22 protein-coding genes and 4 tRNA genes are annotated in these 21,237 nt (G+C 39.8%); 24 read left to right on the forward strand and 2 right to left on the reverse strand.

From position 1 onward, the window contains the following. The first annotated feature begins 76 nt into the window (after positions 1–76). Both H0S58_RS00945 and pgsA read left to right on the forward strand, forming a co-directional pair. Positions 77–871 carry a thioesterase family protein gene (locus H0S58_RS00945; protein ID WP_195726896.1) on the forward strand — a complete coding sequence of 265 codons (795 nt, stop codon included), beginning with the start codon at positions 77–79 and terminating at the stop codon, positions 869–871. 108 nt (positions 872–979) lie between these two features. Continuing rightward, a complete protein-coding gene (gene pgsA / locus H0S58_RS00950) occupies positions 980–1,567 on the forward strand; it encodes a CDP-diacylglycerol--glycerol-3-phosphate 3-phosphatidyltransferase (protein ID WP_195726897.1) in 588 nt (195 codons plus the stop codon). A 453-nt stretch (positions 1,568–2,020) separates the two neighbouring features. Here pgsA and H0S58_RS00955 read toward each other — a convergent pair whose 3' ends face one another. Together H0S58_RS00955 and argH are read right to left on the reverse strand one after the other, a co-directional pair. After that, the gene (locus H0S58_RS00955) at positions 2,021–2,293 is read right to left on the reverse strand and encodes an oxidative damage protection protein (protein WP_092720165.1); all 273 of its coding nucleotides are present in this window, start codon (positions 2,291–2,293) and stop codon (positions 2,021–2,023) included. 11 nt (positions 2,294–2,304) lie between these two features. Next, on the reverse strand, positions 2,305–3,735 hold the full coding sequence (argH, locus tag H0S58_RS00960) for an argininosuccinate lyase (protein ID WP_053579351.1): 1,431 nt from the start codon (positions 3,733–3,735) through the stop codon (positions 2,305–2,307). Between argH and H0S58_RS00965 the strand changes: the two genes are divergently transcribed. The 22 genes from H0S58_RS00965 to rplK all read left to right on the forward strand — a co-directional run bounded on the left by H0S58_RS00965 (position 3,726) and on the right by rplK (position 21,237). After that, complete coding sequence (locus tag H0S58_RS00965) at positions 3,726–4,880, forward strand: sensor histidine kinase (RefSeq protein ID WP_195726898.1); 1,155 nt, start codon at positions 3,726–3,728, stop codon at positions 4,878–4,880. The two genes, argH and H0S58_RS00965, sit on opposite strands and share 10 nt — an antisense overlap. A 52-nt stretch (positions 4,881–4,932) precedes the next feature. Next, complete coding sequence (locus H0S58_RS00970) at positions 4,933–5,673, forward strand: LytR/AlgR family response regulator transcription factor (RefSeq protein ID WP_195726899.1); 741 nt, start codon at positions 4,933–4,935, stop codon at positions 5,671–5,673. A gap of 107 nt (positions 5,674–5,780) precedes the next feature. Then, positions 5,781–6,698 (forward strand): hydroxymethylbilane synthase, encoded by a 918-nt coding sequence (gene hemC, locus H0S58_RS00975; RefSeq protein ID WP_053579354.1) that lies wholly within the window; start codon positions 5,781–5,783, stop codon positions 6,696–6,698. Next, entirely contained in the window at positions 6,699–7,478 is a 780-nt protein-coding gene (locus H0S58_RS00980) for a uroporphyrinogen-III synthase (RefSeq protein ID WP_195726900.1), read from the forward strand. It abuts the gene before it with no gap. Further along, on the forward strand, positions 7,475–8,317 hold the full coding sequence (locus tag H0S58_RS00985) for a hypothetical protein (protein ID WP_195726901.1): 843 nt from the start codon (positions 7,475–7,477) through the stop codon (positions 8,315–8,317). Before H0S58_RS00980 ends, H0S58_RS00985 begins: the two co-directional genes overlap by 4 nt. Before the next feature lie 7 nt (positions 8,318–8,324). Continuing rightward, the gene (locus tag H0S58_RS00990) at positions 8,325–9,518 is read left to right on the forward strand and encodes a heme biosynthesis protein HemY (RefSeq protein WP_195726902.1); all 1,194 of its coding nucleotides are present in this window, start codon (positions 8,325–8,327) and stop codon (positions 9,516–9,518) included. An 11-nt stretch (positions 9,519–9,529) separates the two neighbouring features. After that, complete coding sequence (locus H0S58_RS00995) at positions 9,530–9,958, forward strand: acyl-CoA thioesterase (RefSeq protein ID WP_195726903.1); 429 nt, start codon at positions 9,530–9,532, stop codon at positions 9,956–9,958. A gap of 143 nt (positions 9,959–10,101) precedes the next feature. Beyond that, positions 10,102–10,428 (forward strand): H-NS family nucleoid-associated regulatory protein, encoded by a 327-nt coding sequence (locus H0S58_RS01000; RefSeq protein WP_195726904.1) that lies wholly within the window; start codon positions 10,102–10,104, stop codon positions 10,426–10,428. 170 nt (positions 10,429–10,598) lie between these two features. Further along, positions 10,599–11,345, forward strand: a complete 747-nt coding sequence (gene gspN / locus H0S58_RS01005; protein ID WP_053579360.1) for a type II secretion system protein N — start codon at positions 10,599–10,601, stop codon at positions 11,343–11,345. Then, complete coding sequence (locus H0S58_RS01010) at positions 11,342–12,187, forward strand: type II secretion system protein N (RefSeq protein WP_053579361.1); 846 nt, start codon at positions 11,342–11,344, stop codon at positions 12,185–12,187. The genes gspN and H0S58_RS01010 overlap by 4 nt, the downstream gene beginning before the upstream one ends. A gap of 39 nt (positions 12,188–12,226) precedes the next feature. Continuing rightward, positions 12,227–14,494 (forward strand): type II secretion system secretin GspD, encoded by a 2,268-nt coding sequence (gene gspD / locus H0S58_RS01015; RefSeq protein ID WP_195726905.1) that lies wholly within the window; start codon positions 12,227–12,229, stop codon positions 14,492–14,494. Positions 14,495–14,563: 69 nt separating this feature from the next. Continuing rightward, positions 14,564–15,292 carry an FHA domain-containing protein gene (locus H0S58_RS01020; RefSeq protein WP_195726906.1) on the forward strand — a complete coding sequence of 243 codons (729 nt, stop codon included), beginning with the start codon at positions 14,564–14,566 and terminating at the stop codon, positions 15,290–15,292. 92 nt (positions 15,293–15,384) lie between these two features. Beyond that, positions 15,385–16,059 (forward strand): HAD-IA family hydrolase, encoded by a 675-nt coding sequence (locus H0S58_RS01025; protein ID WP_053579364.1) that lies wholly within the window; start codon positions 15,385–15,387, stop codon positions 16,057–16,059. Positions 16,060–16,168: 109 nt separating this feature from the next. Continuing rightward, on the forward strand, positions 16,169–17,662 hold the full coding sequence (trpE, locus tag H0S58_RS01030; RefSeq protein ID WP_195726907.1) for an anthranilate synthase component I: 1,494 nt from the start codon (positions 16,169–16,171) through the stop codon (positions 17,660–17,662). A 98-nt stretch (positions 17,663–17,760) separates the two neighbouring features. Further along, positions 17,761–17,836: transfer RNA gene (locus H0S58_RS01035), tRNA-Thr, on the forward strand. Positions 17,837–17,891: 55 nt separating this feature from the next. Further along, a tRNA-Tyr gene (locus H0S58_RS01040) sits at positions 17,892–17,975 on the forward strand. A gap of 40 nt (positions 17,976–18,015) precedes the next feature. Further along, a tRNA-Gly gene (locus tag H0S58_RS01045) sits at positions 18,016–18,091 on the forward strand. Positions 18,092–18,106: 15 nt separating this feature from the next. After that, positions 18,107–18,181: transfer RNA gene (locus H0S58_RS01050), tRNA-Thr, on the forward strand. A 145-nt stretch (positions 18,182–18,326) separates the two neighbouring features. Continuing rightward, the gene (gene tuf / locus H0S58_RS01055; RefSeq protein ID WP_053579366.1) at positions 18,327–19,517 is read left to right on the forward strand and encodes an elongation factor Tu; all 1,191 of its coding nucleotides are present in this window, start codon (positions 18,327–18,329) and stop codon (positions 19,515–19,517) included. 194 nt (positions 19,518–19,711) lie between these two features. Then, positions 19,712–20,152: a preprotein translocase subunit SecE gene (secE, locus tag H0S58_RS01060; RefSeq protein ID WP_053579367.1), complete on the forward strand. Its 441-nt coding sequence runs from the start codon at positions 19,712–19,714 to the stop codon at positions 20,150–20,152. 7 nt (positions 20,153–20,159) lie between these two features. Further along, positions 20,160–20,693: a transcription termination/antitermination protein NusG gene (nusG, locus tag H0S58_RS01065; RefSeq protein ID WP_053579368.1), complete on the forward strand. Its 534-nt coding sequence runs from the start codon at positions 20,160–20,162 to the stop codon at positions 20,691–20,693. 115 nt (positions 20,694–20,808) lie between these two features. Then, positions 20,809–21,237 carry a 50S ribosomal protein L11 gene (gene rplK / locus H0S58_RS01070; RefSeq protein WP_053579369.1) on the forward strand — a complete coding sequence of 143 codons (429 nt, stop codon included), beginning with the start codon at positions 20,809–20,811 and terminating at the stop codon, positions 21,235–21,237.

The following is a 21,237-nucleotide window of genomic DNA, read 5'->3' on the forward strand; positions in this document are numbered from 1 at the left end:
CGCCCGAGTCATTGGTCATTTACACGCTTTAAAAATCAGTAAAAGATAAAATTATAGAAAAGCTGTAGGATTGAAAATGTCATTGAGTCAATTATTTACGGAAATTGAACAAACGGAATGGGTCGATATTCCTTCAGGTTGGTTGCAAGGACGAACCATTTATGGAGGATTGGTCGCAGGCATCTTGATGCATAAGGCTTTAATCACCATTGCTGACTCAGCAAAATATTTGCTCAGTACCAGCATCACCTTTGTTGGACCAGTACAAGAAAGTAAAGCTCGTCTCACGGCCGAAATTCTGCGACAGGGCAAATCGGTGACCACCATTGAAGTGCGCTTATGGCAAGATGAAGCGGTACAAAGTATTTTAATTGCCAGTTTTGGAACGCAACGTGCATCGAGCATTCAAGTCCACCAAGAATGTATTGCGCCGGATTATCCAGCCCCAGAACATTTGGTTAAACCTCTCCAGCATGAGGCAATGCCACAGTGTTATCGGCAGTTTGATGTCTCTTGGGCAGAAGGTCAATATCCATGTACAGCAAGTGAAACACCTGATTTTGGTGGTTGGTGTCGTTTTAATCCTGAGCAGCATGAAAACCGCGAATTTAGTGTGGCCGATTTAATGATCTTAATAGATATTTGGCCACCTGGGGTATTGCCTATGTTTAAGACACTGGCACCTGCCAGTTCTCTCACTTGGCATGTGACCTATGTCCACCCCGTACAGCATCAATTACAGGATTGGTTTAAATATAAAGTATTTACAGATTATGCTGCAGACGGCTATTCCACTGAATCTGCCCATCTTTGGGATGCTGAAAACCGACTGATTGCTATTTCCAGACAGACCGTGACCGTGTTTAGCTAGTGACACTGTATAGCAATTCGTATAAAGTGAGGCTGAATTAACGATGAATCAATTCTCGAAATATGTGTGGTTTTTCATCGTACATAAAGGGGAAAATTGGCGGTGTCTATGACTACAGGTCGCATCCTGAATATTCCAAATATCTTGACTTTGGCGCGTATTGGTTTAATACCTGTTTTTTTAGCTGTGGCTTATTGGCCACCTGCAATGGGTATGGCTGAACACGATACAGACATGACACGTCATGTTATTTTAACTGCTATTTTTGTCGTGGCAGCTGTAACGGATTGGTTTGATGGCTATTTGGCGCGAACACTCAATCAAACTTCAGCTTTTGGGCGCTTTTTAGATCCTGTTGCAGACAAGTTGATGGTTGCCGCAGCCTTAATAGTGCTAGTGCAATGGCAACCGAGTATTTCGATGGCCTTCGCTGCCATTGTGATTATCTCGCGTGAAATTACCGTTTCAGCACTGCGTGAATGGATGGCAGAGTTAGGTGCACGTACCAATGTGGCTGTCTCTACGGTCGGTAAATACAAAACAGCTTTTCAAATGATCGCAATTTCAGTGTTTTTATTGAATTGGCGGCCGCTTGATACTTTGGCTTATTTGTTGCTCTACACCGCCGTTATTTTGACTTTATGGTCGATGTTTATTTATTTAAAAGCAGCATGGCCATATTTGAAACAACCTTAATACCTTGATCTATCCAGTATAAATAAAACGTCCAAGTGGGCGTTTTTTTTTATTTTTTATGAAAAAATGGTGATTAGGAATAAAAAAAATCCTAGATTTTGGGGGAAATCTAGGATTGAAATCGAACATATTTCTATTCTTATCAAGATGTTTAACCATCTCGTTGAAAACAAGTATAAGCAGACTAAAAAATAAAATCATGTACCTTATTGTGTTGGAATGTATTGTTTTATTGAGAAGTGTATATTCGCTTTACAGTTATTTCTAAATGTTAAAAATTGATTTAAAAGCATCCATATTTTCAAAATTAAACAGCATTTCAGTGATGGTTTTTTAGGTCTAAATAAAAAAGCCCCACTTGAATGGAGCTTTTTTGTGCAAAGGGATCGCTATTTTTAAATCAACATGATTTAAAACTTAAGTAAGGACTCATCAGAAAAATGAATAAGATTATTATTTTTCTGCTGTCCAACCTTCTGCTTTTTCAACGGATTCATCATTGCTAAAGAATTTTTCACGTTGTTCTTCAAGAAACTTTTTTGCATCAGCTTCAAACACATTTAATCGTTTTTCATTAATTAAAGTGGTTTGGTGCTTAAGCCACTCTTGCCAAGCTTGTTTAGAGACAGTGTCAAAAAATTCTTGACCCTTTGCACCGGGGAAAGGTGCAAAGTCTAAACCGTCCATGTCGGTTTGATACTTACGGCAAAAAACTTGTCGAGACATCTTATTATTCCTTAAGCATAAAGTTTTTCTAAGCGCGTATAAGCACGAGCAATTGCTGCTTCTACTTGAGCAGGTGCAGTTCCACCAATGTGGTTACGTGCATTTACAGAAGCTTCGAGCGTTAATGCTTTTTCAAATACATCTTCAGAAATTAAATCCGAAAATTGTTGGAGTTGTTCAAGGGTCAGTTCAGATAAATCTTTAGATTCAGCCACACCCAATGCGACTGCTTTACCCACAATTTCATGTGCGTCACGGAATGCTACGCCATTTTTTACCAAATAATCGGCTAAATCAGTTGCAGTTGAGAAACCACGAAGGGCTGCTTCACGCATAATGTCAATGTTTGGCACCAGTGCAGGAATCATATCGGCAAAAGCCATCAATGAACCACGAACGGTATCAATCGCATCAAATAAAGGTTCTTTATCTTCTTGATTGTCTTTGTTGTAGGCCAAAGGTTGACCTTTCATTAAAGTTAATAAGCTCATCAAGTCACCATACACGCGACCCGTTTTACCACGAATGAGCTCTGGGACATCTGGGTTTTTCTTCTGCGGCATAATCGAAGAACCAGTGCAAAAACGATCTGGAATATTCACAAATTTAAACTGTGCTGAAGTCCACAAAATCATTTCTTCTGACATACGTGATAAGTGCATCATGATGAGTGATGCGGCCGCATTAAATTCAATGCCGAAATCACGATCAGAAACCGCGTCGAGAGAATTCTCACAAATATCTTCAAAACCAAGTAATTGCGCAGTATAAGCACGGTCAATCGGATAGGTGGTTCCGGCCAAAGCCGCGGAACCAAGTGGTAAACGATTGACGCGTTTACGGCAATCGATTAAACGCTCGCTATCACGAACCAACATTTCAAACCAAGCCATAAGGTGATGACCGAAAGTGACTGGTTGTGCTGTTTGCAGATGAGTAAAGCCCGGCATAATGGTGGTGGTGTTTTTCGCGGCTAAACTTAAAATACCTTTTTGTAATTTTTCTAATAATTTTAAAATGGCATCAATTTCATCACGTACATAAAGACGAATATCCGTTGCCACTTGGTCGTTACGGCTACGCCCAGTATGCAGTTTTTTACCTGTAATACCGATACGCTGAGTCAGGCGAGACTCAATATTCATGTGCACATCTTCTAGGTCAATACGCCATTCAAAATTGCCCGCTTCAATGTCTGCTTGAATTGCGGTTAATCCAGTAATGATGTCATCACGTTCTTGCTCGGTGAGTACGCCAACTTTAGCCAACATGGTGGCATGTGCAATTGAACCCGCGATATCTTGTTTATAAAAGCGTTGGTCAAATTGTACAGATGCTGTAAATTCAGCAACAAAAGCGTCAGTAGCTTCAGAGAAACGACCGCCCCACATACCCGAAGTTTGGGATTGTGACGGATTTGAGGAATTAGAAGATGTGGTCATGTCGGCTCAATAAGATAAAAAGCATTAGAACGAAAAACAGTATAACAAATTCAGCTTCACTTGCCGAAGGACAAGATGATCAAACTTTTGCACATACGTTAGAAAATAAGACATATGCCTACTTTTTTACCAAAATTGGGCATTGGCAACATTTAATCGAATTGTTTATTGCCAGTAATATTTTAGCCATGATTTTGGCTTTGGCTGAAGCACAATCTTGGGAAAATTTAAGCTTAGCTCGTGTATTACAACATGTTTTATTTATTAATTGGGTTTTATTGGCTTTTGCTGCTTTAATTGAGCTCATACAAAGAACAACACGCCACTTAAGTTTGACTCAAAACTTATTGATGGGTTTTATTTTGCTGCAACTGATTATTTTTTTGACCACAGTCGTTATCAATGGGCTGTTACATTTTGGTCAAAATTTTCAAATTTCTCATTTAAATTTAAGCATTTTATGGGAAGGTGTTGTATTAAACTTGAGTTATGGTGTGTTGATCGGTGCTTTTTGTTTTCGTTATCTTTATTTACGTGAACAATGGATTCGACAACAACATAGTGAGTTGAACGCACGTATTCAAGCCATGCAAGCGCGTATTCATCCGCATTTTTTATTTAATAGTTTAAATAGCGTCATCAGTCTGATTGGCAGTGATCCTGACAAAGCAGAACAAATGTTGTTGAATTTATCGCGTTTATTTCGCGCCAGTTTTCAGGAATTAAAGTTAGTTAAACTTAAAGATGAAATCGAATTGTGCCAACATTATTTGGCCATTGAGCAGATACGATTAGGTGATCGGCTAAAGGTAGAGTGGAAATATCAGCCAGAAGTCCTTCATTCTGATATACATATTCCTTTATTAACTTTACAACCTTTGGTTGAAAATAGTATTTTTCATGGAGTTGAAAATTTTTTAACACCGAGCACAATTAATATATTGGTCGAAATATTGCAAAATCAAGTCAATATAGTCATTACTAACCCGCATATACAGGATAAAATAAATTTACGACAAGGGCATGGTATTGCCGTTGAAAATGTGAAGCAGCGTCTTAAAGCATATTATGGACGGTCTGTTGTTTTTCAAACTTATGCAGGAAAGGGAATGTTTACCACGGTGGTGCAATATCGTTATAAATAAAATGCATGCTTAACTTATAAAAAAAAAGATGTGGACTGTGAAAGGAGGAGAAATGGACATCCTAATTTGTGATGATGAGCCTCTTGCCGTAGAGCGTTTATCACGATTGGTCACGCAGCTTGGACATGAAGTCGTTGCTACTGCAAGTTATGGTCTTGAAGCTATTGAAATGGTTAAATTTTATGAACCAGATGTCATACTTCTAGATATTCAAATGCCTGAAATGGATGGTTTGACTTGTGCGCAGTATTTGCGTCAACTCGATCCAATGCCCGCCATTATTTTTTGTACTGCTTTTGATGATCATGCATTAGATGCATTTAAATCACATGCAGAGGGCTATTTATTAAAACCAGTCATGCAACAGGAATTGCAACAGGTTTTAGATCATTTAACCAAATTGACTCAAGCACAAATGAGTACATTAAAACAAAAAGAAGATATGGACGAATCGAATATAAAACGTCAGCAAATTGCTGCAAAAACATACCGTGGTGTTGAATTGGTGCCAGTCGAAAATATTTATTATTTTTTGGCAGATCAAAAATATGTCACTGTACGTCATGGGAATGGCAATGTATTGATTGATGAAACTTTGAAAGATTTAGAAAATGAATTTGGTGATCAATTTGTTCGAATCCATCGCAATGCTTTGGTTGCTGTGCATTTTTTGGATGGGTTGGAATTAATTAGTTCGGGGCAGTATCAAGTGCGTTGTCGTGGCTTGGAGGAGCGTTTGGCAGTGAGTCGACGTCATTTGCCAAATTTAAGGGAAAGAATACAAAAAATATAGCATCTTTAGATCTGTTTTAAAGAAAAGTAGAGAGATAAATTTACTTGCTTTTTCTAATGGGCAGGTTAAGTTTACAATACTGCAATTATTGACTGTATCTAAAATTTATGAAGATTTTGAAGATTGCCACTCGACAAAGCCCTCTTGCATTATGGCAGGCTGAACACATTCGTGCCCGTTTAGAGGCCATGCATGCCGATCTTAAAGTTGAGTTGGTCACTTTTGTGACCCAAGGTGACAAAATTTTAGATACGCCTTTAGCCAAAATTGGGGGTAAAGGTTTATTTGTTAAAGAACTAGAAGCAGCTTTGCTCGATGGTCGGGCAGACTTGGCTGTGCACTCTATGAAAGATGTGCCTATGGCTTTGCCAGAAGGTTTAAGTTTAGCTGTCATTTGTGAACGTGAAGATCCACTTGATGCTTTTGTATCAAATACTTATGCTTGCTTTGATGAACTCCCTCAAGGTGCAAAGGTTGGAACCTCGAGCCTGCGCCGAAAATGTCAAATTTTAAAACAACGTCCTGATCTAAATATTATCGATTTACGCGGTAATGTGGGTACACGTTTATCTAAACTGGATGCAGGACTATACGATGCCATTATTTTAGCCAGCGCAGGATTAAAGCGTTTGGGACTAAATGGGCGTATTCGTCATACTCTTGATGCTACCTTAAGTTTACCTGCGGTGGGACAAGGTGCGTTAGGTTTGGAGTGTCGTGAAACTGACCAAGCTGTATTGGATCTGATTTTACCGCTTCTACATGTGGAAAGTGATCTTTGTGTACGGGCTGAACGTGCTTTTAACGCGTATTTAGAAGGTGGGTGCCAAGTTCCGATTGCAGGTTATGCCACTTTACATCAGGATCAAATTCAGATTGAAGGTCGTGTGGGGAGTTTTGATGGAGCGACGTTACTAAAAGTCAAACTAAGTGGTCCTGCGGAAGACGCACAGCAATTAGGAATTACCCTTGCACAAAAATTGCTTGAGCAAGGTGCGGGTGATTTACTGAAATCTTTTTATTAAATGTTGTTTATCAATAGTCGTCCTACAGACCGTGCAGAAAAATTGAGTCATGTCTTGCGTATGGCTCAAGTCGAAGTTGTTGAATTGGCTTTATTGGAATTATTAAAGCGACCCTATTCCAATGAATTAGCACACTTATATCAACAATTGCCTATGGCTCAGATTGTTGTTGTGGTTAGCCCAACGGCTGTAAGACTAGGAATGGACTATTTAAAACAATCCTCAATTTCATTAAATGAACTTAATCAACTGCAATGGATTGCGGTGGGTGATGCAACCGCTCAAGCCTTGGCAGATTATGGGATTACTGCTGAAGTGCCTTTGGTGGAAACTTCAGAAGGCATGTTGCAGTTACCTATTTTAAATCACCTAAAGAGTGGGACAAAGATTGCTTTTTGGCGTGGCGAGGGTGGTCGCCTGTTCATGATGGAACAGCTTAAGCAACAGAATATGCAAATTCTGAATTTTATTTTATATGAACGTCGTTGTCCTTTACTTACACAGCAAAATTTTCCTCAATTTATTAGTAAATTAGCACCATATTCAAGTTACATCATGTTGATCAGTAGTGAAGCAAGTTGGTTGAATTGGCTGGATTTGATGCAGGATCAAGAACAATTACTTTCAAAAGCTCATTATTTTGTTTTAGGGGAACGCTTGTATCAAGTTGTTTCAGATTATAAGAAAAATCACTTAGCATGTTTTAATGTCAGCCCATTATCCGATTTAAAAGCAGATTCAATTCTGCAGCAGATTGCAGTTGTGCAAGGGACCACATGAAGAAAATTTTTATTTTATTATTGGGTTTGAGTTTGGTCTGGATGGTAAAGCTCAGTTATGACGTATTTACACTTAATACACAACAGACAGAACTCAGTAATACTTTGCATCGAATTGAACAAAGCAATGCAAATTTAAATGATCAAATGGTGTCTTTACAACGCCATATGAATGTAAAAGATGGCACCGTCAATCCTGCAGCAGAAACAGCAGCACATTTAAAAATAATTTCAGAATCCAGTATAGATCCCATAGTTGTTATTAAGCAGCAAGTTGATTTAATTGAATTTATGCTGAAACAACAAAAAACCAATGAAGCTTTAGAGAGGTTGATGCTTCTCGAGCGCAATATTGAACAGTATGCTTTAGCTCCGTCATTGAAGCAAAGTTTGCATGAAGTAATCAAAAAAGATCAGCAAGTGATTCAACAGTTTGCCAGTGCCCGAATAGCACAACAGGTCAAAATCAACTTATTAATCCATCAATTGGATCAAGCTTTAGCTGAAGAAATAATGTATCCGCAGTTAAAGACAAATACGTCACAACGCGAATATTTTTGGCAGCGCTGGTTGGTGATTGAGTCTGCAAAACAACCCGCAACAGCATTAATTCAACGACCATTAATTCTCAAAGAGACGCAGCTCAGATTATTATTGGCGCAGCATGCTTTACAACAGGGGCAATATATAGAGTATCAACAAGCCTTGACTGAAATTATCAGTTTACTGAATGCTTTACCCGATGAAAAAACCCATCAAATGATTCAAAAAATCCAAAAGATAAAAGGATTGAGTGTTATTCCAACCCCGATTTTAAATACACGTGAACTTTTGGGATAACAAATTCATGAAGCAAATTTTACAGGCTTATGTATTTATTGGCCTCATTATCGTCGCGCTACTCAGTATTTTAAGTTATGGTTATGGTGCAGGTTACATTTATATATATTGGCGCGAATTACAAATTCAAACCAATATTTGGGTACTCTTTGTTATTTTAATCAGCCTTGCACTTAGCATGCAGTTGCTTTGGCTAAGCATTAAACGTTACTTGAGTCAGCAACAGCGCAAAATAGAAACAGTTTTCAATTTTAAAAATTTGCATCCTTATGAGCAATTAGCCGTGGTTTGGTTGTTAGAAGCTGCCGAAGATCAACAAGAATTTATCCAAACTGTATTTTCCCAATCAGGTTTATTAAAAGGGATTATTGATTCACGTTTGTATTGGATGCAGCATCAATACCCAGAAGCTTTGACCAGCTTAAATCAAACCAATCCAATGGCATTTGAGCTGGCTGAAATTCAACGGATTGAAATTTTTCTTGCACAAAATAATGGAGAGCAAGCATTAACGCATTTGGAATTTCTAAATCAGCATGAACTTTCGCCGTGGTTAAATGAAGTCAAAAGTGCTTATGATTTACGTCTAACCAGTTTATGGGGAAAATTTGCAATTCAATTTCCATGGATGTATTTGCGTTCAACTAAATATGGACATTTAGGCGAAATAAAAAAACAAGAATGGTTGCAACAGTTGTTATTAAACTTTGATCAACCTGATATCGAAAGTTTACAAAATTTGCAACAACGATATTTAGACTTGGGAGGTCAAATATATAATCGCAACTATACAATAAAAATGTTGTGGTTAAAGGTATTATCCCGAATCCCTGAAATGAGTGAGCAGCATGAAGCATTAGCCTTGCATTTGCTTGATCAGCAATTTAATCAAGATGTTTTCTATTTTTGGTTCCAGCAGCAGTTATTAAAGCAAAATCCTGATTATTTAAATATTGAAGAGCATATTGATTATTGGGAAAATAAATATCCAGCATTGCCGATATTTAGCTTTGCGAAATGGCATGTATATACGGCCACTCGTCGTGAAAAAGAAGCCAATCAACTACTTGAATTATATCCTGATAATATCCTGATGAATTATTTAAGAATTAAATCAACTTTAAATGGTCAAGATGATTTAATTCAGCAATTAAATTTAATTTTTGAAAATAATTCAAATTTCGTAGAAATGAAAATATAAAGGTAAAGTCGATGTTAACCCTTTTAGATTATCCTATTATTTATCAACAGCAGGTGGCTTGGGGGGATATGGATGCCTTTGGACACGTGAATAATGTTATATATTATCGTTATATGGAAAGCGCACGAATTGATTATATGAATAAGCTTGATATTCTTCGAGAAGATATTTATACCGTTGTTGCATCAAATCAGTGCAAATATATGCGTCCAGTATTTTATCCAGATCAGCTTAAAATCGGAGTGCGTGTAGAGGAAGTCCGTAGTAGTGCATTTCGTATGAGTTATTTATTATGGAGTGAGCTACAGCAACAGGTGGTAGCAACTGGTGATGCCGTTATTGTGTGTGTAGATAAAGTAGAAATGCAAAAAATAAAAATACCAGATCATATAAGAAAAAGATTAATTGAAACTGAATTGAAGGTTAATCATCAGATTTAAAAATAATATAAGGATAGAAGTCAGTAAATGATTAAATCAGTTTGAGTATTGTTGTTTATTTAAACTTTTTTATTGAATATTTTAAATAATAAAAATATTATGTGCGAGTTGATTAAATAAATATAAAACCTAGTGGAGTTAATATGATGCCAGATATTAGTAATTTATCTGTTGAAGAGTTAAAGCGTTTGCAAGTTGAAGCAGAAGCGTTAATTGTCTCTAAAAAAGATCAAGCGATTGAAGATGCTTATCAAAAAATTGCAGATATTGCTGATGACGTAGGTTTGTCGATTGAACAAATTTTAGAATTTGGTGCGACTAAACGTAAAAAGACGGTTCGTAAATCTGTAGAGCCGCGTTATCGCAGTAAAAATAATGGAGCAGACACTTGGACTGGTCGTGGCAAAAAACCACGTTGGTTGGTTGCAGAGCTGGAAAATGGTTCAAAATTGGATGATTTTTTGATTTAATTTAAAAATTCATCAGATCGTCATTCAAGTCGATTAAGCTCAAAAAACCAAGTATGAATACTTGGTTTTTTTATATCTTTGAATTGGTGTTCCGATAAAAATGTGCATAATGTGTATAAAGACAAAATGAACACTCAAGGAAGAATAATTGATATGTGGGTCATAATGGGATGATAACGAAACCCAAATCCTTGACGTGGTGGATTTTTGCCATCAGCGTTTTTTTAATTTTTGTAGTGCTCCAAATTCCGGCAGCTTGGTTGATCTCAAAATTTTATAAAAATAATCAGGTTTTACAAAATGTCAGCGGTAATATTTGGCAAGGACAAGCAGATTGGCATAAAGGAAACTTAAAAGGCTCCCTCAGTTGGAAAACACGACCGCTAGATTTATTCTTGCTCCGTCTAGGGGCGGAAATAGAAGTTCATAGTGGCAATACACAACTAGATGGAGTTGTTGGATATGGCTTTGGTAAAAAAATTATTATTCGTAATTTAAATGGTCAGGTCGCACCTGAAACCTTAAAAAGTGTGGTGGATTGGCAATGGCCCACCAATGCCATTCAATTGCGTGATATTCATTTTAATTTTAAAAAAGAACAGGGTTTTGCACAAGCAGAAGGTACATTGCAATGGGCCGGTGGTAACTTGGTTTACAGCTATGCTCAAAGACAAGAGCGTATGACCATGCCTTCGTTGCAGGGAAAATTATCAGATGAAAACAGTCAGTTGATCTTTGAAATGGGAGATCTGCGTGGACAAAAATTGATTGCACTCGCATTAGATAAAGACTTGATGCTAAATGTGCAACTGACTCAGCGTTTACTGCTTAATATTCCGTCTTATCAAGGTAAGGCAGGTTTAGATACTTATGTCATTAGTTCACGACAGCCTTTATTAAAAGGTGGTAGCGAATGAATGATTGGGTTGAAAAAATTCAACAATTAAATTGGAAACAAGCAGATCGCATAGCCCCTGTTTTATTGGGATTGTTGATTGTATATTTATGCTGGAAGTTGGCGAATATTTTTTGGTTGGTGCTGGCTTCGCCTCAAGTTATGCAGATAGAACGTGTTGAATTGGGCGCTCAGCAAACGTCAGTTCCGAATATTTCTTCATTTGCATTATTTCAGGAAACGGGACGCACGGCAGCTGCAGATGAAAATATTAATCTGATTTTGCAAGGTGTGGTTGTGGGCTATCCAAGTCAGTTTTCTTCTGCCGTGATCAAAGTGAATGATATGGCCGATCGCTATCGAGTCGGAGAAAACATTGCTAACTCAGCATATCAATTGGCCGAAGTTTACTGGGATCGAATTGTATTACGTCAAAGTAATGGCACCATCCGTGAATTAAAATTCAAGGGAATCGAAAATGGGCTTGATCAGACGATTGTTCCGCCAGTGACTTCGCCTTCTGGTTCGGCGGATGCACCATCAACAGAAACAGCTCAAAATCAACAAAGTAACGCTTTAGGGCAAGCTGTACAAAAAATACAGCAAGACCGAGAACAATATTTAAAAGAGATGGGCGTCAATACAGCAGGTGAGGGTTATGAAGTGACCTCCAATACGCCTGCTGCACTGCGCACCAAACTCGGATTACAGCCGGGTGATCGTATTGTTTCCTTAAATGGTCAAGCTGTGGGACAGGGGCAAAATGATGCTCAGTTGTTAGAGCAAGCTCGACGTGAAGGTCAGGTCAAGTTAGAAATAAAACGTGGTGATCAAGTGATGACCATACAACAAAATTTTAAGTGATATATCGTCACATTAATGGGTTAGGAAGCACGGAATTTTATGGCTTTATTTAATCAGCACCGTCCAGTTTGGGCCTTATTTGCGGCTGCACCGCTTATTGCTATGGTGAGCACCACGAGTCACGCTCAAACATGGAAAATTAATTTACGTGATGCTGACTTAACTGCATTTATCAATGAAGTCGCAGATATTACCGGTAAAAATTTTGCTGTAGACCCGCGTGTGCGAGGTAATGTTACTGTTATTTCAAATAAGCCTTTAAATAAAGCAGAAGTCTATGATTTATTTTTAGGTGTGCTCAATGTAAATGGTGTGGTGGCGATTCCATCAGGCAATACCATTAAACTGGTGCCAGACAGTAATGTAAAAAGTTCAGGTATCCCTTTTGATGCCAAGCAGCGCGCTACGGGTGACCAAATTGTGACTCGGGTGATCTGGCTTGAAAATACCAATCCGAATGATTTAATTCCTGCTCTACGTCCCTTAATGCCACAATTTGCGCATTTATCGGCAGTGGCGGGGACCAATGCTTTAATCGTATCGGATCGTGCCAATAATATTTATCAATTGGAAACGATTGTTCGTAATTTAGATGGTACAGGGCAAAATGACATCGAGTCGGTGGCTTTGCAATCCAGTCAAGCTGAAGAAATGATTGGTTTGTTGGAATCGATGAGTTCTACGGGTGCTGCACGAGATTTAAAAGGCTCGCGCATTAGAATTATTGCCGATAACCGTACTAATCGTATTATTTTGAAAGGCGATACAGCAACACGTAAGCGCATACGCCAAATGATCGAGATGCTCGATGTGCCCGCAGCAGACCGCTTAGGTGGCTTAAAAGTTTTTCGCCTGAAATATGCCAGTGCAAAAAATCTGGCTGAGATTTTACAAGGTTTGGTCACAGGTCAATCGGTTGCTAGTTCATCCAACTCCAATAACACTTCTTCCAATGCCAATACTTCATCAAATAACATGGGCAATAATAGTTCCACAAATTCAAATGGTAGTAGTGCCTCTACCATTTCTACCCCAAGTATTAACTTGGGAAGTGGTTCGAACAATACCAATCAAAACAGTATTACCAGTTTTAATGCCAATGGGGTCAGCATTATTGCCGATGACAGCCAGAATGCGTTGGTGGTCAAAGCCGACCCACAATTGATGCGGGAAATTGAATCGGCCATTCAACAACTGGACATCCGTCGTCAACAGGTGCTGATCGAAGCAGCTATTATTGAGGTCGAAGGCACAGATGCAGATCAATTGGGTGTGCAATGGGCATTGGGTGATTTAAGTAGTGGTGTTGGGTTAATTAACTTTAGCAATGTGGGTTCGAGTATTGCAGAGCTTGCGGCAGGTTATGTCGCAGGGGGGGCTTTGGGGGCAGCTGCCAATTTAGGCACAGGCACCTCTTTGGTTTTGGGCGATTACCGTGAAGGTGCGGATGGTTCGCGTAAACTCTATGGTGCGCTCATTCAGGCACTTAAAAGTAAAACCAAGTCTAATTTACTGTCTACGCCTTCTATCGTGACGATGGATAATGAAGAGGCTTATATTGTGGTAGGGCAGAACGTTCCTTTCGTGACAGGTTCGGTTGCAACCACAACAGCAGGAATTAATCCCTACACCACAGTTGAACGTAAAGATGTCGGTGTTACCTTAAAAGTAGTTCCGCACATTGGTGAAAACGGTACAGTTCGTTTGGAAGTAGAGCAAGAAGTTTCTGCTGTGCAGCCCAAAGGTGAGGCTCAGGATTTAATTACCAGTAAACGCGCCATTAAAACCTCTATTTTAGCAGAACATGGTCAGACCATTGTTTTGGGAGGATTAATTTCTGATAACTCGATTCATAGTCGACAATCAGTGCCGGGTTTAGGCTCTATTCCTGGTATTGGTCGTTTGTTTAGAGCAGATGCAAAATCCAATGAAAAGCGTAATTTGCTGGTCTTTATTCATCCAACAATTGTGGGTGATAGTAAAGACGTGCGTCGTTTGTCGCAGCAACGTTATAGTCAACTGTATAGTTTGCAGTTGGCTATGGATCAAGATGGTACTTTCTCAAAATTGCCTGAAAATGTTGAAGATATTTATCAACAACGTATTCCTGTAACGCCTTCAGTACCTAAAGTTGCTCCTTATCAAACTGTTCCATCGGGCGGACAAACACAAGTGAAACCTACTGTGTTCACTACTCCAATTGCAATTGAGCCAGTGGTACAAAAACAGGCGGTACAGGTTCCGAAATCAGAAGTTGAGAAAACCAAAAATACTGTAACCACGACCACCATTCGTTCAGGTTCTTAACAGAGTGGTTAAAAAGTTAAATATTTACCGTGATATGATAAGAAAAAATCGGAAAGAGAAGTACATTTCATGACTTGGAAAATACAAGCAATTACGGGTGAATTGACGGGACAAGAAATCAGTATCGACCGTGATATGTGGGTCGGCCGTCATCAAAGTGCTGATATTGTATTGCATGCTGCGGAGATATCACGCAAGCATGCTGCTTTTTTACTCAAAGATCAGGTTCTTTGGGTTCAGGATTTACAATCTTCAAATGGTACTTTTGTAAATGATTTACAGATTGAGCATGACATCTTATTAAAACAAGGGGATATTGTACAATTTGCCAGCTTAAAATTTTCAGTTCTTGAGCCTGCAAAAAATATTGAAACTGAACCGCTTGAGCCCGTTCATATTGTGGTTAATCCAGTTGTAGAAACAGACACTATTTTAACGCAGCAACAACCATCAGAGGCAGTTGCTGTTTCTGAAACCGCAGCAATCCAAGCTCAGGAGCCGCCTAAAACTGCGGCACAGCAAATGAATGAACAGGGTATGCCTGAACTCAAAGAGCGTGACAGTCAGATGAATGTCACACGTGATGGTCTGCCAACCAATATCGATATCCCAAAACCAGCGCCTATTCCAGAAGGAATAGAAGTCATTGCACAGCCTGAACCAAAAGCAATTGCGTTTGAAGAACCCGTATCTCGTGTTGAGCTTGAAAAAGTTGAACGTAAAAACGCCTCTGTGGGTTTGATTTCGATTATCGCGTTGATGATTTTTGCATTCATTGCTTGGTTGTTATTTAAATAAGCATGCTTAAAATTTACAATTAAGGCATGCAATCGCATGCCTTAATGCTATATAGCGATATGCGTTAGTATAATGATGATGAGAGGAAGAAGATGTCTGTAGCAAATCTGGCAAATCGTGAACTGCTTTTGTTCGATTTGGATGGTACTTTGGTCGATTCTGCCGCTGACCTGTATCGTGCCATGAATATGAGCCTGAATACTTTACAATTACCCTTGGTCACCGAACATCAGGTCAGAACTTGGATTGGTAAAGGTACAGCAGTGTTCTGTCAGAGTACTTTGCAGTATTTAACAGGGCAGGTCGACCCTGCACAACATCAACAATTATTAGACACTTTTTTAGATATTTACAATGCTGAACCCTGCGTTGATACTCAACCTTTTGCGGGAATTGTAGACTTTTTAGAATGGGGTATGAAGCATAACAAAAAAATGATTTGCGTCACCAATAAGCCTGAGCAGCCTGCACGTATGATTATAGACGCTTTGGGTTTAAATCAATATTTTGTGGATGTGATTGGTGGAGATCGTTTTGAAGAGCGTAAACCGCACCCACGTCAGCTTTTATTTTGTGTAGATCACTATCAGCTTGCAAAGGAACAAGTGCTGATGATTGGTGATTCAAGCAATGATGTTGAAGCCGCACGGCGTGCAAGGGTAGATTGTATTGTGGTGAGCTATGGCTATAATCATGGTGAAGATATTCAAAATTGTCAGCCGCAGCAAGTGGTCGATAATTTGACAGAATTGTTGTTGGAAGCTTAAAAGGGGCAGTGCAATGAGGAAGTATATGATTTTTCGATGGCGATTCTAAAGCAGATAACACCGAAGCACACATAAATACGCCTATTTAAAAACATATATAGAGAAACTCATGACCACTCAAATTCAATTCGATCATTTAAAATCTGCTGGTTATAACCTCATCCCTGTCTATCGTCAGCGCTTGGCTGACACTGAAACACCATTATCTGTTTTTGCGCGTTTTAAGCAGCATGAACAAGCCTATTTGTTTGAATCGGTTGAAGGTGGCGAAAACTGGGCGCGCTATTCTATTATTGGGTTGGGTGAGTCGACGGTTTTTTCATGTAATGAAGGTGTGCTTACGGTTCAGCATGCCGATGGTTCAATTGAAACTCAAACCTGTAGTGACCCTTTTGAATATATTCGCAATTTCCAAGCTCAATTTCATGTGCCGACTCAACAGGATTTGCCTGCATTGCCGAGCTTTACGGGCGGATTGGTTGGTTATTTTGGTTATGATGCAGTGCGTTATATTGAGCCACGTTTAACCAATGTGCCAGAAGCCGATCCTGTGGGGTTGCCTGATATTTGGATGATGCTATCCAAAACCGTCATTGTGTTTGACAACTTAAAAGATACTTTATTTTTAATTGTGCATGCTGATGTCAACGATTCAGAAGCATATAACAAGGCACAACAACAGTTAGACCATTTAGAAGCCTTGCTAGCAGAACCGATCAGGCTACAAGCGCAAAAGCATACTGCACCGCATTTTGAGTCGCTTACAGGGAAAGATAAATATCTGGAATCGATTGAAACGGTTAAAGAGTATATTCGGGCGGGAGATGTCATGCAGGTGGTCCCAGGGCACCGAATGGTTTCAGATTTTGATGGTGAGCCGCTACAGGTATACCGCGCTTTACGACATTTAAATCCATCGCCGTATTTATTTTTGGTACAAGGGCAAACTTTAGACAATAAAAAACCGTTTTACATTGTGGGATCTTCTCCAGAAATTTTATCTCGTCTGGAGAATGGTATTGCAACGGTACGTCCTCTTGCGGGAACACGTCCACGGGGTAAAACCAAAGAAGAAGATTTGGCATTGGAAAAAGATTTGTTGTCTGATGAAAAAGAAATTGCAGAGCATTTGATGTTGATTGATTTAGGGCGCAATGACGTCGGACGCGTGTCTAAAATTGGCAAAGTTCAAGTGACAGATCAAATGGTGATTGAGCGTTATTCACATGTCATGCATATTGTTTCGAATGTACAAGGTGAAGTACGTGATGATATTGATGCATTAGATGTTTTTAAAGCCACTTTTCCTGCAGGAACGTTGTCGGGTGCACCGAAAATTCGAGCCATGGAAATTATTGATGAAGTTGAACCGGTAAAACGAGGTGTTTTTGGTGGTGCTGTCGGTTATTTGGGCTGGCATGGTGAAATGGATATGTCGATTGCGATTCGCACCTGTGTGATTCGTGAAAATAAGGTCTATGTGCAGGCGGGTGCAGGGTTGGTAGTGGACTCAAATCCTGAATCTGAGTGGAATGAAACCCAAATAAAAGCACGTGCAGTGATCAAAGCGGTTGAATTATCGTCAAACGGATTGATTTTATAAGTTTTTGCGTATTTTTATTAAAAAAACACTTGCAAGGATTCAGGGTTTTGCTAAACTGCACACCGTTCCGATACGAAACGTACGAAACACTAAGAAACGCCGGCATAGCTCAGTTGGTAGAGCAACTGACTTGTAATCAGTAGGTCCACAGTTCGAATCCGTGTGCCGGCACCATCTTAGATTGTTGAGTGGTTAAGTAAGAGAATAGCACTGATAGTAAGTGTAAAGTGGTGAGGTTCCCGAGCGGTCAAAGGGGGCGGACTGTAACTCCGCTACGAAAGTTTCGAAGGTTCGAATCCTTCCCTCACCACCAATTTTAAGACTTCAGTAAGTGGTTTTAGTACCAACATCGTGCGGGAGTAGCTCAGTTGGTAGAGCGGCAGCCTTCCAAGCTGCATGTCGCGAGTTCGACCCTCGTCTCCCGCTCCATTGAAGCGAAAATTTGCTCTTATAGCTCAGTGGTAGAGCACTCCCTTGGTAAGGGAGAGGTCTCCAGTTCAAATCTGGATAAGAGCTCCAAATATACAGTTTAGTGATTCATTCACAAATTTTTAAAAAGCAGACTTATTAGTCTGCTTTTCAAGTATTAGGTGTTTAATTTTTAGGCGACATGTCGATGCTGAGTTGTTTAAAACCGTGTTCGACGTAAACGAGGAAGATCATCATGGCTAAGGCTAAGTTTGAACGTAATAAGCCACACGTAAACGTGGGTACAATTGGTCACGTTGACCATGGTAAAACAACTTTAACAGCTGCAATTGCAACTGTATGTGCTAAAACTTTCGGCGGTGAAGCGAAAGATTACGCAGCAATTGACTCTGCACCAGAAGAAAAAGCACGTGGTATTACCATTAATACTTCGCACGTAGAATACGATTCTCCTGCTCGTCACTACGCGCACGTAGACTGCCCAGGTCACGCCGATTATGTTAAAAACATGATCACAGGTGCTGCTCAAATGGACGGCGCGATCCTTGTATGTGCTGCGACTGATGGTCCTATGCCACAGACTCGTGAACACATCCTTTTATCTCGTCAGGTAGGTGTACCGTTCATTCTTGTATTCTTAAACAAGTGTGATCTTGTTGATGATGAAGAATTACTTGAATTGGTAGAGATGGAAGTTCGTGAACTTCTTTCTACTTATAACTTCCCTGGTGATGACACGCCAATTATCCGTGGTTCAGCACTTGCTGCACTTAACGGTGAAGAAGGTCAGTACGGTGTACCTGCAGTACTTGCTCTTGTTGAAGCGCTTGATACTTACATTCCAGAACCAGAACGTGCAATCGATAAAGCATTCTTAATGCCAATCGAAGATGTATTCTCTATCTCTGGTCGTGGTACGGTTGTAACAGGTCGTGTTGAAGCGGGTATCGTTAAAGTCGGCGAAGAAGTAGAAATCGTTGGTATTAAAGATACAGTTAAAACGACTGTAACTGGCGTTGAAATGTTCCGTAAATTGCTTGACGAAGGTCGTGCTGGCGAGAACTGTGGTGTTCTTCTACGTGGTACTAAGCGTGAAGACGTTCAACGTGGTCAAGTATTGACTAAACCAGGTGCAATCAAACCGCATACTAAATTCGATGCTGAAGTATACGTACTTTCTAAAGAAGAGGGTGGTCGTCATACACCATTCTTGAATGGTTACCGTCCACAATTCTATTTCCGTACCACTGACGTAACTGGCGCAATCCAATTACAAGAAGGCGTGGAAATGGTAATGCCAGGTGACAACGTAGAAATGTCAGTAGAATTAATCCACCCAATCGCAATGGACCCAGGTCTACGTTTTGCGATCCGTGAAGGTGGTCGTACAGTGGGTGCTGGTGTTGTTGCGAAAGTAACTGCATAATAAAATAAGTTGAAAGCAGGGTTGGGTACTTTAGTATCCAACCCGCCTAGGTCAGTTGTTCACTGGTACGAAATTGGTTTTCAAAGCCGAATGTTCGGGTTAAATCTCTTCTGGCCTGCCAAATTTTTAAAAAAAAACTTGATGCTGGTTAAATTGTCATATAATAAGTCGCGAAGCCTACGACGAGTACAAAAATGTCGAATGATAAATCGCGTGACGCATTAAGCGAAGCGCCAATTCCACAAAGAAATAATTCTGCCGAAGTTGTTCATGCTGGTTCTCCTATAGATATAGTTCTATGGGTTATCGCATTGATTTTATTGGTCGGTGCAGCTATGGTGGGTCAGTATTTGCCAGCATATTGGGCACCTGCAAATAATGTCGGTGTGCGTATCGGTGTAATTTTGGCTTGTATCATCGTGGCTTTGGGTTTATTATACGCCACCCATCAAGGCAAAGGCTTTGTTCGTTTATTGAAAGATGCACGAATAGAGTTACGTCGTGTGACTTGGCCAACCAAGCAGGAAACCGTGACCACATCTTGGCATGTTCTTGCTGTGGTAGTAATCGCGTCCATTGTTTTATGGTGTTTCGATTACATTTTAGGCTGGTTAATGAAGTTTATTATCGGGTAAGAGAGCTATGAAACGTTGGTACATCCTTCATGCCTATTCAGGTTATGAAAAGCAAGTGATGCGTTCACTTAATGATCGAATCCAGCGTAGCGCTGTAGCCGATAGCTTTGGTGAAGTCCTGGTTCCTACCGAAGAAGTGGTAGAAATGAAGGATGGTAAAAAGCGTAAATCAGAGCGTAAATTCTTTCCAGGCTATGTATTGGTCGAAATGGAAATGAATGATGATACTTGGCATATTGTAAAAGAATGTCCAAAAGTGCTTGGGTTTATTGGTGGTACGGCTGAAAAGCCCGCACCAATTACGCAAAAAGAAGCAGATGCGATTCTTGCGCGTGTACGTAACACTGGTGAAGCGCCTCGTCCTAAGACGATGTTTGAACCAGGTGAAGAATTATTGGTGACTGATGGTCCGTTTACCGACTTTAAAGGTGTGGTAGAGGAAGTTCAGTACGAAAAGTCACGTTTAACGTTGACGATTAATGTATTTAACCGACCAACGCAGGTTGAACTCGAATTTCGCCAAGTCGAAAAAGCGAACTAATTTGAGTTGGTTGTAAAACGCCCGATTTTATAAATCGGGCATTGTTGTTGTAATGGTATCGTTACAAATATAGCATTGGGGAGCCTAACGGCGTTTGTACCCAGAGGTAATTGAAATGGCTAAGAAGATTGACGGCTATATCAAGCTGCAAGTTCCAGCTGGTAAAGCAAATCCATCTCCACCGATTGGTCCTGCATTAGGTCAACGTGGTGTAAACATCATGGCATTCTGTAAAGAATTCAATGCTGCTACACAAAAAGTTGAAGTAGGTCTTCCAATTCCAGTTGTGATTACTGTGTATAACGATAAATCGTTCACATTTATCATGAAAACTCCACCTGCTGCTATTCTTCTTAAGAAAGCTGCTGGTATTACGAAGGGTTCAGCTGTACCAAACAAAACTAAAGTTGGTAAGTTGACTCGTGCTCAGTTAGAAGAAATTGCGACTACTAAAGAACCAGATTTAACTGGTGCTGATTTAGACGCACGTGTACGTACCATTGCTGGTTCTGCGCGTTCTATGGGCTTGGAAGTGGAGTTATAA

It is taken from the genome of Acinetobacter sp. TTH0-4 (assembly GCF_015602665.1).
Lineage (GTDB): Bacteria > Pseudomonadota > Gammaproteobacteria > Pseudomonadales > Moraxellaceae > Acinetobacter > Acinetobacter albensis.

Excerpts from the sequence above, each read along its gene's own strand:
- H0S58_RS00945 (WP_195726896.1), top strand. The coding sequence starts at position 77 with ATGTCATTGAGTCAATTATTTACGGAAATTGAACAAACGGAATGGGTC.
- pgsA (WP_195726897.1), top strand. The coding sequence starts at position 980 with ATGACTACAGGTCGCATCCTGAATATTCCAAATATCTTGACTTTGGCG.
- H0S58_RS00955 (WP_092720165.1), bottom strand. The coding sequence starts at position 2,293 with ATGTCTCGACAAGTTTTTTGCCGTAAGTATCAAACCGACATGGACGGT.
- H0S58_RS00965 (WP_195726898.1), top strand. The coding sequence starts at position 3,726 with ATGTGGTCATGTCGGCTCAATAAGATAAAAAGCATTAGAACGAAAAAC.
- argH (WP_053579351.1), bottom strand. The coding sequence starts at position 3,735 with ATGACCACATCTTCTAATTCCTCAAATCCGTCACAATCCCAAACTTCG.
- H0S58_RS00970 (WP_195726899.1), top strand. The coding sequence starts at position 4,933 with ATGGACATCCTAATTTGTGATGATGAGCCTCTTGCCGTAGAGCGTTTA.
- hemC (WP_053579354.1), top strand. The coding sequence starts at position 5,781 with ATGAAGATTTTGAAGATTGCCACTCGACAAAGCCCTCTTGCATTATGG.
- H0S58_RS00980 (WP_195726900.1), top strand. The coding sequence starts at position 6,699 with ATGTTGTTTATCAATAGTCGTCCTACAGACCGTGCAGAAAAATTGAGT.
- H0S58_RS00985 (WP_195726901.1), top strand. The coding sequence starts at position 7,475 with ATGAAGAAAATTTTTATTTTATTATTGGGTTTGAGTTTGGTCTGGATG.
- H0S58_RS00990 (WP_195726902.1), top strand. The coding sequence starts at position 8,325 with ATGAAGCAAATTTTACAGGCTTATGTATTTATTGGCCTCATTATCGTC.
- H0S58_RS00995 (WP_195726903.1), top strand. The coding sequence starts at position 9,530 with ATGTTAACCCTTTTAGATTATCCTATTATTTATCAACAGCAGGTGGCT.
- H0S58_RS01000 (WP_195726904.1), top strand. The coding sequence starts at position 10,102 with ATGATGCCAGATATTAGTAATTTATCTGTTGAAGAGTTAAAGCGTTTG.
- gspN (WP_053579360.1), top strand. The coding sequence starts at position 10,599 with ATGATAACGAAACCCAAATCCTTGACGTGGTGGATTTTTGCCATCAGC.
- H0S58_RS01010 (WP_053579361.1), top strand. The coding sequence starts at position 11,342 with ATGAATGATTGGGTTGAAAAAATTCAACAATTAAATTGGAAACAAGCA.
- gspD (WP_195726905.1), top strand. The coding sequence starts at position 12,227 with ATGGCTTTATTTAATCAGCACCGTCCAGTTTGGGCCTTATTTGCGGCT.
- H0S58_RS01020 (WP_195726906.1), top strand. The coding sequence starts at position 14,564 with ATGACTTGGAAAATACAAGCAATTACGGGTGAATTGACGGGACAAGAA.
- H0S58_RS01025 (WP_053579364.1), top strand. The coding sequence starts at position 15,385 with ATGTCTGTAGCAAATCTGGCAAATCGTGAACTGCTTTTGTTCGATTTG.
- trpE (WP_195726907.1), top strand. The coding sequence starts at position 16,169 with ATGACCACTCAAATTCAATTCGATCATTTAAAATCTGCTGGTTATAAC.
- tuf (WP_053579366.1), top strand. The coding sequence starts at position 18,327 with ATGGCTAAGGCTAAGTTTGAACGTAATAAGCCACACGTAAACGTGGGT.
- secE (WP_053579367.1), top strand. The coding sequence starts at position 19,712 with ATGTCGAATGATAAATCGCGTGACGCATTAAGCGAAGCGCCAATTCCA.
- nusG (WP_053579368.1), top strand. The coding sequence starts at position 20,160 with ATGAAACGTTGGTACATCCTTCATGCCTATTCAGGTTATGAAAAGCAA.
- rplK (WP_053579369.1), top strand. The coding sequence starts at position 20,809 with ATGGCTAAGAAGATTGACGGCTATATCAAGCTGCAAGTTCCAGCTGGT.